8 protein-coding genes are annotated in these 11127 nt (G+C 42.3%); 2 read left to right on the top strand and 6 right to left on the bottom strand.

The window, feature by feature from the left end; all coding sequences use genetic code 11:
* Window positions 1-1063 (top strand): bluetail domain-containing putative surface protein (locus V7K35_RS01570; protein WP_335075807.1); only part of this gene is annotated, 1063 nt, incomplete at its 5' end.
* A 22-nt stretch (window positions 1064-1085) separates the two neighbouring features.
* Here the strand turns inward: V7K35_RS01570 and V7K35_RS01575 are convergent.
* A complete protein-coding gene (locus V7K35_RS01575) occupies window positions 1086-1457 on the bottom strand; it encodes a hypothetical protein (RefSeq protein WP_335075810.1) in 372 nt (123 codons plus the stop codon).
* A gap of 1021 nt (window positions 1458-2478) precedes the next feature.
* Window positions 2479-2748 carry a hypothetical protein gene (locus V7K35_RS01580; RefSeq protein WP_335075812.1) on the bottom strand — a complete coding sequence of 90 codons (270 nt, stop codon included), beginning with the start codon at window positions 2746-2748 and terminating at the stop codon, window positions 2479-2481.
* Between the two features lie 409 nt (window positions 2749-3157).
* Here V7K35_RS01580 and V7K35_RS01585 point away from each other — a divergent pair, with 409 nt between their 5' ends.
* The gene (locus V7K35_RS01585) at window positions 3158-4456 is read left to right on the top strand and encodes a cation:proton antiporter (protein WP_335075815.1); all 1299 of its coding nucleotides are present in this window, start codon (window positions 3158-3160) and stop codon (window positions 4454-4456) included.
* Window positions 4457-4778: 322 nt separating this feature from the next.
* Here V7K35_RS01585 and V7K35_RS01590 read toward each other — a convergent pair whose 3' ends face one another.
* From V7K35_RS01590 to V7K35_RS01605, 4 genes are all read right to left on the bottom strand, one after another.
* Window positions 4779-5168, bottom strand: a complete 390-nt coding sequence (locus V7K35_RS01590) for a hypothetical protein (RefSeq protein WP_335075818.1) — start codon at window positions 5166-5168, stop codon at window positions 4779-4781.
* Between the two features lie 229 nt (window positions 5169-5397).
* On the bottom strand, window positions 5398-6504 hold the full coding sequence (locus tag V7K35_RS01595; RefSeq protein ID WP_335075820.1) for a saccharopine dehydrogenase family protein: 1107 nt from the start codon (window positions 6502-6504) through the stop codon (window positions 5398-5400).
* Between the two features lie 101 nt (window positions 6505-6605).
* Entirely contained in the window at window positions 6606-8132 is a 1527-nt protein-coding gene (crtD, locus tag V7K35_RS01600; RefSeq protein WP_335075822.1) for a C-3',4' desaturase CrtD, read from the bottom strand.
* A 369-nt stretch (window positions 8133-8501) separates the two neighbouring features.
* Window positions 8502-10586, bottom strand: coding sequence for a pentapeptide repeat-containing protein (locus V7K35_RS01605; RefSeq protein ID WP_335075824.1), 2085 nt, complete (start codon window positions 10584-10586; stop codon window positions 8502-8504).
* Window positions 10587-11127 lie beyond the last annotated feature (541 nt).

The following is an 11127-nucleotide window of genomic DNA, read 5'->3' on the forward strand; positions in this document are numbered from 1 at the left end:
TGCCAAGGGCAACCGGACATCCACGAGCAGTGACTACAACGGCGACGGCAAAGTTGATTCTGTCGATACCTCTACTTATGATGCCAAGGGCAACCTGACATCCTTTAGCCGTGACGACAACGGCGACGGCAAAGTTGATTTTGTCACAACCTCTACTTATGGACGCGCATCCGCTAGCTATGACTTCAACAATGATGGTGTAATTGATGCAGTTGGCATCTACAGCTACGATTTTAACGGCAAGCTGACATCACAAAAAATTGACAAAAATAATGATGGCATCTTTGATGAAGTCACCGCTTATAGTTACGACGCTAACGGCAAACAAACTGCACAGGTAGCTGACAAAAATAATGATGGCATCCCTGATGAAATTACGACTTTCAACTACGATCGCAACGGCAAACTAATTTCCGCAGATATTGACAAAAATAGTGATGGCATTACTGATGCAGTTGCCACTTATCTGTATGATACCAATGGTCAATTAATCAGCAAAACCACCACGGACGGAAATGTGCCAAAGATTACCTTAAACGGTGGTAACGGTGCAGATGAACTCAGTGGTGGGGCTGGTAATGATCAAATTTCCGGCAAAAATGGCAACGATAAACTCTTTGGATTAGCCGGAAATGACAAGCTAGTTGGTGGTAATGGTAATGACATCCTCAATGGTGGTGCTGGGCGTGATATTCTCACAGGCGGTTGTGGCGCTGATAAATTTGTGTTTAACAGCCTGAGTGATTCGCTGCTGTCTAGCTTTGATCAAATAACTGACTTGAACATTTCTCAAGATAAAATTGATGGGCTATATGCAGTTAGCGCGGCTAATTTAGTTCAACTTGGCAAAGTTGCGAGTCTAAATCTCTCAGATGTACAAAAGATATTGACTGCAACTGCTTTTGTAGCTAAAGGTGCGGCAACTTTTACCCTTGGTACAGGCAATCATCAGCAGACTTTTCTGGCACTCAACGATAACACTAATGGATTCTCTGCCCTCACGGATGCCGTGATTGAGATTAGTGGCTACAAGGGTAACTTAGCCTCCTTAGCAGTTGTATAATCAGACTACCGTTCAGGTGTGACTATAAACCGACTAATTCCCTAGATTCAAAATCGGTAAGTTGTTGAGCGATCGCTAATCTTGCTTCCAACTTAGCTACACTAAACTGGTTACGCAGATATTCCAAATGGGCGATCGCATTTGCTTTATCAACAGTTAATCGAATTTGGGTGTCTATTGACTTTTGATATTCCTGATTCACAAGCAGCACCTCAAAGCGACGAGCCTTGCGTTGAGCATCATTTTTCAAATCCATCTCAAAGGCGGCGGTGCGGTCTGCATTGCCTTCAAATCGGTTAACTTGGTGCAGCACTGCCATCAACTGAGAGTCTATTTCATTAGCCCGTTGAGCAGCTTGTGCGATCGCAGCTGGATAATGACTCAGTTGCATCATTTAATAATTTTCCTCTAAGGTTAAGAATGTAGTGTTTAAGTATAAGACCAACCCTTGAATCCATTTACCAAAAGGCTGTCACAGACTAGTTTTACACTTAACTAAGCTTGGTGGACTCTATATATCTATTATAGTCCAAATGACTGATTTAGGGGAGAAAAGGCTATGTCTTAAGTGCAAAGATAGCGATCGTTTTTCACTAGTTATTTATAGCCGCTTTACTAAATTTTAGCAAAAATCCAGTTTAAATAAACTCTCAACAAATTTGAAATTAGAACCTCATATTTATATATATTTTGTATCAGACAACTTTTTGGTTTTTTGAAATTAGCTATGACTTATACCAATTTAATGTGAAGCTGCACTAAATGAGTAACTCTCTATTCTTGGCGCTCTTGGCGTACTTGGCGGTTCGTTTAATATTCTGTGCATCTTCATACAGAATTGGTATTACGCACAATAGATCCCCAACCCCCTTAAAAAGTTGGCTCTTAAGAGCCAACTTTTTAAGGGGGCTTAGGGGGATCGAGGTTTCAGGTTTTCAATGCGTAAGTCCTATTAGCTTTCAACAACGCCATTAATTTTCCGTTCTGAGATTAATAGGACTTACGCATTCGTGACGAAAAACCAAGCCTTTGCCATTACTTCGCATCTCTACGAGAGGCTGCGCCAACGCTCGTAATGATGTAAAATCGTAGTCTGTGCGTAAATCCTGGATTAAGTCCGCCCATATACTCATGATTGAATGGCACTAAGATAAGTCCAAAGTCTTGTGTTGCCTCGTTAAGAGCCTGGAGGCTGGGAAACCATTGTGAGAGGCTCCGCCTCCTCTTTGTTGACCAGAGGCCTCTTGGAACTCGTTCCCAGTCTGAAGACTGGGAACAAGGTTACACAAGCTTTTCGGCTTTTCTTAGTGCCATTCACTCATGATTCCGTTAACCGTCAGATTGAAGTCTGCGGTTAGACAAATTAAGCCTGCTTATGCAGGCTAATTATTTTCTGCTAAACTCTGTACTATAGCTCAAGCCGCTTCCCGCAGGTGTGGTTGTGAGGGCACACTCACCTCTGGAAATGAAAGCGAGAGTTGTTCGGCTTGAGGTATCGCCGCTTGCTGCAAAACTTGAACTTCGATATTCACGCTTACCAAATAACTGCCTGTATCAGCACCAACCGCTTCAGCAATTAATCTGGCAATGTCTGGGCGTTTGGCAGTCAGCGGATCGCGTAAAATACACCGATCCCATTCATGCTTGGCAGTCGGATTGAGGTTGAGAATATAATGCTTCATCATCGAACTAACCCTTGAATCCATCTTCCAGAAGGTTTTCACACAGCCGTTATGCATTTGGCTAGGCTTTGTGGAGGCTATCTATATTATAGTATATTTGTACTAAATTGGGTGATGTTTGAGTGAGAAAGTAGGGAATATAGACCAATTGTAGGAGCGTACAGGTGTGCATTGGCGAAATTCCCGTGCGACATCCCATCGTTTTAGGGGCTGTGTTTTAATCCAGACGCGAATAATCAAAGTGCGATGCCTATGGTGGGCAAAGCCAACGCCAAATTTATCTATTACCTTCTCCAATTTGGTAGTCGGTTCCAATCCTAATCCTAGAAAATCTGCCTATAGGTTATTTATAATACAAAGCTATTGCAACTAAGCTTACAAAGTAACACCGAATTCTTATATAAATCGCTATATGCTAGATACCTATATTATTGACCTATTTGTGGTTGGTTTACTTCTGCTAATGGTCACATTAGGGTCAGGTTGGATTGCTCGCTTACCTCTTTCTTTTGCCCTTATCTACCTACTAGTTGGTATATTTTTAGGACCTTACGGCTTCAAACTTGTTCAATTACGTCAAAATGAAGTTTTTAACGCCGAAGTACTGGAGAAAATAACAGAACTTGTAGTAATTATTTCTGTGTTTGGTTGCGGCTTAAGAATTGTTCGTCCTCTGAGGTTGGGGGTTTGGGATATTACAGTGCGATTGATTGCATTTTTGATGCCAATTTCAATTTTTGCTCTGGCTGTTGTGGGTAAATTGTTTTTAGGGATGAATTGGGGAGAAGCGATTTTATTAGGAGCAATTCTTGCACCCACAGATCCAGTATTAGCATCAGAAGTACAACTGACCGATACAAATGACCAGGATGAATTGAGATTTGGTTTAACTTCTGAAGGTGGGTTAAATGATGCTTTAGCTTTTCCCTTCGTTTATTTTGGCATTCATGCATTAAAAGATGACAACTGGGGCAACTGGTTTAAACAGTGGATTGCAGTTGATTTAATTTGGGCGATCGCAGCTGGTATTATTATGGGAATTGTTGTTGCCAAATCTATAGTTTGGATTGAACAAAAAATTCAAAAACGCCGTGCTACTGATGAGTTAATGGAAGATTTTGTTGCTATTAGCACAATTTTAGTAACTTATTCTTTAACAGAAATGGTAAATGGCTATGGATTTCTGGCAGTATTTATTGCTGGGTTAGTTGTCCAACGCAGTTACAGAAATCCTGAAAAGCCGCTAGCACAATTGGAATTTGTTGAGCAAATTGAAAAGCTGCTAGAAGTTGGGACAATTTTACTATTAGGTTCAATATTGCTATTAAAGCCAATGCTCAATTATGGTGGGAAATCTTTGATAGTGATAATTTTGTTATTCTTTATAATCAGACCTGTAGGAGTTTGGATTAGCACAATAGGTAAACGTCCTCTAGAATCACACCGCCGAACTTTGCACCCAGGAACTCGGTTGTTATTTGGATGGTTTGGGATTCGCGGTGTTGGTTCTTTATATTATCTTGCCTATGCGTTTGGTCATGGTTTAAAAGGTGAAGCAGGCGAACAAATTGCTTGGATAACTTACACTACTATTACGGTTTCGGTGATTGTGCATGGAATTAGTACAACTCCATTAATGAAGTGGTATGAGCGCAATCTTGCTAATGAGAGAAAGAATGCTCCTCGCGCCACAATAGATGAATTTGAGTAAAAGCAATTTTTGTAGGACTTACGCAAAAATCGCCCAAAAGCTTAATTTGTCGAACCGCCAAGACGAGGCAGTGCGTTGGGCGGCTCTGCCGACTTGAAGCAACTGCCGTGCCAAGAACGCCAAGAGTTCGTAGAGTGTGCGTAAGTCCTATTTTGTAAGGTGTGTTATCGCCGAAAGTATCGCATCATCAACAATTTAAGGTGCGTTAGCCTTTTGCATAACACTGAACCTTACTCCAAACCTCTCTCCTAAAAGGAGAGAGGCTTTGAATCTTACTCCCCTTTCTTTGTAGGAAAGGGGTTGGGGGTTAGGTCTATATTCCCTATTTACCTGTTACCTTTTCAATAACTTCTTTCGCTTTTTCACCAAAAGTTTCTGGGGGATTTTGTTCTCTCTCAGCTTTCAAATTCCTTTCGTAAGCCTTCTCCATAGTAGTAAGGCTTCCTGCATCTTTTACTGCTTCTTCATAAGCTTCTTCTCGTTCTTCTTCTTCAACGCCAACGCCTGGATCATATTCGTTAGCGCGATTAATTTTTTCTTGAGAATTTGGTTTATAATCTGGAGGTATTAGCTTTAATTCTTCAAGAGTAGTTGCATAACTAGCTTCTTGAACGAAAATAAAAGAACCTGACAAGCTGATGAAAATTACTAAGCCAACAACCAAAAAGCTTGAACGTAACGCTTGCTTTAAAGTTAATAGAATTTTTTGCACGAAAAATTTCCTCTTGTTATTTTATGAGCCTTGGTCATGTATAAATATATTCTATATTTAAGGCTCACAGGCATCCTAAGTGTTTACGTACAGTTCTTCCTTCTATCGTAAGGTATATTAATTTTTACCTAAAGTAAAGGCGTACAAATGTACGCCTCCATCTATGTATATGAATATTTCCTGAAATCGGATGAAGTTTTCACCCGTGTGCTTAACTCAAGCGTATAAGCTATAACCAACTGTGATTAATTTTAATTCCTCGGCTTTGCATTACCTCTTCAAATAAATTTGTTGGTAGTGCTTCTTCCACAGCAAAAACACCTGGTTTCTTGAGTTTACCTTCTAGCAATAACTGGGCAATACTTCCTGTGCCGCAACCAGAAGCCACTGCTGTATTTTCATGCACTACAGTTGAACAATAAACGGCGGTTTCACCATTTTTTTGCCCTGTAACTTCTGAACGAACTGCTACCCCAATTCCAGTAAAATTATTAGTGACATCTGTCATCGAATGGCTGACATGAGACAGAAATTCAATCATGTAACGACGCTGCATTAACCACTTGGGAAAGACGTGTGCCGCAATCCAAGTTAGGTGATTATAAAAATCGGGAACAGAGCCAAACTTAGTAATTACAGTTTTTACTGATGGGAAAGCTTTGGGCAGTGTAAAGGTTTCTGGCATATCAAACCAGTAAACTCCGGTGCTTCCATAGGGAGGTGGAAACTCAACTAATTCTCTTTCACTGTAAGGCTTGATTACCTGCCATTTTCCATCTATCCAAGTCTCAAAAGGATACTGCAATCCCAGAAAAGTTGTCCGCATCACTGTAATGCCAGCACCACCAGAACCTGAAACCAAATAACTTAAATGGATCTTTTCTGGTTTATCAAATTGTTCAACACCTTGACGTACCATGCTGTTAGAAATACCAGGAAAAATACCAGTATTAATAATTGCCGTAACACCACCAGCAGCAGCTTGTTCATTATACTTAAGAGCTTTGCTGGTATAGGAACGATGGTCGCTGACATCTACATAATTAACGCCTTGAGCAATACAGGTTTCGAGAACATTAGTATCGCGATAGTGAAATGGGCCAGCACAGTGGATGACTAAGTTAGAGTTTGCGATCGCATCTCGCAGCTTGTCAACTTCTGCCAAGTCCAATACCAAAAACTGCACTTGTCCTCCTGAAGACAAGCTAACAGCCTTCCCAAACTCCGCAGAACGTCCAGTAATCGTAATTTGTGCCTGCGTATGGGTAGCTAGATCCTGAGCAACAGTGCTACCAATCCGCCCCCGTCCGCCAAGAATTAAAACGCTGTCTGTCATTACTCCAGATTAGCAATACTAATCTTATTTCAGCAGTTTTCTGCCCTTTTTGTCATCAGTTACAAGTATGACTTGCCTGTTAAGGAAGGAGAACTTTTCGATTATTGGTAATTGATCAGTTTTTGCGCCTCAATTTGCCTGACTACCGTTAGCGCCGAATAACTCACCCCAGCAGTACCTTCGCCAGGATGGGTAGAATCACCAACTAACCACAGATGCGAGATTGGTGTCCGATTGGCGAACCCAAAAGGGCCAAAGGTGGGAATTCTTTGACCAATGCCACCAACTATACCGCGATCGCGGGCTGTGTAATGGGCAAAAGTGCGCGGTGTTGCGGCTTCTTGATGAATAATCGTTTCTGGTTTGAGATAGAAATATTGGGCGAGACGAGCGATCGCTTGGAGGGTAAACTTTTCTTTTAGTCCTTGATAATCATCAGTCTGCCACCACTGTGCAGGATCGACAAATGAAGAGGCGATAATTGTGGCTTTACCATTTGGGGCGCGGCCATCTCCAGGATGACTGACGGAAACAAATAGGGAATTATTCTCACCAATCGGGCCATCAGCATCATACAGAAATTGTAAGTGGGGAGGGCATCCAGGCGGAATCGCGCTAGCATCTACACCCAAATAAATCACAAAGGCACTCGATGCTTGGGGTAGTTTTTCCACCCGATTTTTATATCCAGATGGGGCTTGTCCCAATAACTGCACCAAGTTTTGCACGGTGACATTGCTAACTATATGGTCGGCTACTTCTGTCCAGACTTCGCCAGTTTTCTGATTTCTAATCACTACAGCAGTAGCTTTGCCGTTTTCTACTTTAATTTCTTCTACAGTGTGGCGCATCAACAATTTGCCGCCATCTCTTTCTAAGGATTGTACCAGGCGATCGCTTAATACTTGCATACTTCCCTGGAGGTGAAACAATCCTTGGGGTAGTTGGGATACACTCAACGCTGTTGCAGCATAAAGTAACGCTGTCTCATCTGCATTAACTTGGGAATACAACTTCAGTTGCAAATCTAAAAAAGTCCTCAGTCGTTGGTTATTTCCCAGTCCACATAAGCGTAAAGCGTCTCCTACCGTAAACAAGGTGAAGGGTACAGTAATTAATGTACTGGGACGCACCGCTTGCATTAGCTGCCACAAATCCCATAAATTACGTGGTGGTAGCACTGGATCGCGTCCTTGAAATTCCCAACTGGCATTAAATAAAGTTGTCATCAATTGCCAAAACGGTTCGCTACCAGGAAACTGTTTTTGTCGTTCCTCTTGCCATTTCTCTTGGTCGCGCCAGACATTAATCGGTGTGCTTTCCCCAGGTAAATATACCGCACAAGCAGGATCACAAGGCGTTGCTTGTGGTAAATCTATTTCTAATTCTGAGAAAATGCGGTGGTGAATTCCCCCTGGTTCCAACCCCGCCACCTGAGTTGCACCCACATCAAAGGTAAATCCCTGCCGTTTAAACGTCGAAGCACAGCCTCCTGGTACGAGAGCTTGATCTAAAATTAAGACGCTGTAACCTCTATGAGCTAATAAAGCTCCGGTAGTCAATCCACCTATTCCGGCACCGATAACGACGACATGAGAGTTACTTTTGTCAAGAGTAATGCTGGACATTGATTAGTTTCTTTAAAATTCTTAATACTTTTACTTATAATTTTATCTTAATCTCAAAGTTAAATAGAGACCTAACCCCCAACCACAAGCGAAGGGGAGTAAGATTCAAAGCCTTTCTCCTTTTAGGAGCTACGGTGTACAGACAAGTCTAAAATAGCTGAAAAACCCAAGGTTTTACCCCACCCTAACCCTCCCCTTATAAAGGGGAGGGAACTAGATTTCGATTTCTTGTTTCCCCCCTTTATAAGGGGGGATTAAGGGGGGTAATTCGACTCGTGTGTACACCGTAGCGTAGCTCCTCTTAGGAGAGAGGTTTGGAGAGAGGTCAAAGAAGCGCTATATTATCCCGCGATTTGAATCACCGGCGGCTCAACCTAAACCCAAAAAATTTGAAATCAACGGCAAAAGATTACTGCACTGTTCAACCAACTTTGCGGCACTGGGTAAACTAGAAATTGTCCCTTTTAAAATCTTTATAGCCGTTTTCCCCGCCTTTTGCATTGCCCCATCTTGAGGACTTTTCCCGGCTTCTGCTAAAGCTTTCACCTGTTCTAATGCCTCAGCTTTATCTTCTTGCGGTAAATTTGTATCACCCTCAATTGCTGCTTGCAATTGCGTCAACAATTCTTTAATTCCCGGTTTATCTGGTTCGGGTGACGCTGGTAACTGGTTAATTGTGTTTGTTACCGTACCGCTAATATCACCTAAATTTAAAGCTTGTCCACTGGCATTAAAATCTCTGCCAACACTACCAATTTCAATTTTGCGGCTGGCATCATTACTGTTAGTCATATTTTTATTCTCTACTTTATTGTCAACTTGAACATTAATCGGCTTATTAGCTAATAATTTTACAATCTCTGTCATCTCTCCGCTTTGTTGGCGATAAACGACTATTTGCTCATCTTTTGCTTGTAATTGTGCTTTATATTTTTCTTCTACAGCTTGCAATGCCAGCTGATAACTTTGTGTAAAATCACTATGAATCTTTTCTTTATCAGCACCATCAGGTACACCAACTTTAACTACTACTACCCCATCACCTTTATTTTCAATACTCTGTAGAGCTAATTCTGTGTCTTCATTTTGATTTTTTACTGTTTGGAAGGCGTTAACAAAAGCTTTCCAGTCGATACCATCACGGAAAATCAAATCAACAGTATTTAAAACTTCTTCAAATAGCTTGGTAAATTCTCTTGGTTGAAAGTCGCCACTACTAGGACGGCGTTCGCGGTCGTCTGTTTCAGGCTTGGGATGTTCTAAAAGATAGATAAAGCGACAATCTATATTATCTAATTTGGTTGTACTTTCAATATTCCACGCTTCGACACAAGCACCTGTCATTTGGGCGCTGGTGAAGTTAGTACCTACAGCTTGAGCTAAAGTTAGGTTTGCCTGCTCTAAACAAGCGCCTTGGAACGTGGCTTCTGTAATATTAGCGTTTTTTAGATTCGCTTCTTTTAAATCTGCACCTATCAGGTTAGCGCCTTTCAGGTCTGCACTAGCATAAGATTTTCCTCGACCATTACCAGTGACGAGTAATTTTAGAATAGCTAATTTAGTTAATATGGTGTCGTCAACTCTGGCAAAGTCAAGTTTTTTGGCTTCATAAAAACGGGTGCGTGTAAGGTTTGCTTTTCTAAAATCTGTGTTTTTCAGGGTTGCACCAGTAAAATCAGCATCGGTTAAATCGGCATTGCGGAAGCTAGTTCCACCTGTCGCAGCAAAGGCAAGAGCAAATGAGCGAATCCAAGCATCTTTTTCATCTCCCGTTAAACTACGCCAACCAATGTAAGCACTAAATAATGTAAAGGCTCCGGCTACGGCGAAGGTGAAGGCTCCGGTTACGGGGAAGGCTCCGCCTGCGGTTACGGCGAAGGCTGCGGCTACGGCTACGGCTGCGGCTACGGCTGCGGCTACGGCTGCGGCTACGGCTACGGCTGCGGCTCCGGCGAAGGCGAAGGCGAAGGCCAAGGCTACGGCGAAGGCTACGGCGAAGGCTGCGGGTGCGGCGAAGGCGAAGGCTCCGGGTGCGGGTACGGCGAAGGCGAAGGCGAAGGCGAAGGTTCCGACGAAGGCGAAGGCGAAGGCTACTAAACCTGCTGTTAGACTCTTACGAATGGTAATAATAAAAAAAACCAGTATCACAATTAGGGAAACTATCCCGATGATGACGTTTTGATTGCTTTTGATATTAGAAATAGATGCGACGAATATACCAACTATGATTGAGAAAACCCCTGATATTACCGATAGCAGCCATGAGGCTATAAGCAACCCAATAGTCCAACGTCGCTGTAGTCCAGCCTTACCACCTGTAAAATCAGCATCTTTAAGAATCGCGTTGGTAAAGTTTGCTCCTCTAATATCTGCCTTGCTAAAGTTTGCCCCAGTCAGGTTTTGACCTTTAAAAGAGCGACCTCGAAGATTTTGACCGGAGTAGTCTGGCGGCATAATCAGTAATTCTTAGAGGTTGTTTGAAAAGTTCTATGTTGTGATACTAATCGAATGATTACCCCCTTTATAAGAGGGGAAACAATAAAATCCGGTTCCCTCCCCTTTATAAGGGGAGGGTTAGGGTGGGGTAAAAGAATATTTAATACATCGTTAAGAAAGTCAGATTAAATCTGGGTTTGGGGGTTGGAATTTTGTGACAGATTTTTGAGAACTAGTGTTACTGAGATTTTCTACAAGTTTGCTGTGCAATATTTCGGATTTTGGCAAAATAAAGAAAATACAAAAATTGTTGATGTAATACGCGGTATAAGAGCATAACTGTGCCCTGTTATGTTTAAATGCTTAAAGTGTCATCAGCAATATTGAAGTTTGTGTCACCATATTTAAGCTGTAGTTATTAATATTGCGACGGGAGCGGTCTACCTCGTGACGGGAGCGGTCTCCCTCGTGACGGGAGCGGTCTCCCTCGTGACGGGAGCGGTCTCCCTCGTGACGGGAGCGGTCTCCCTCGTGACGGGAGCGGTCTCCCTCGTGACGG

This window comes from Nostoc sp. (assembly GCF_036917275.1).
In the GTDB taxonomy this organism is placed as follows: domain Bacteria; phylum Cyanobacteriota; class Cyanobacteriia; order Cyanobacteriales; family Nostocaceae; genus Nostoc.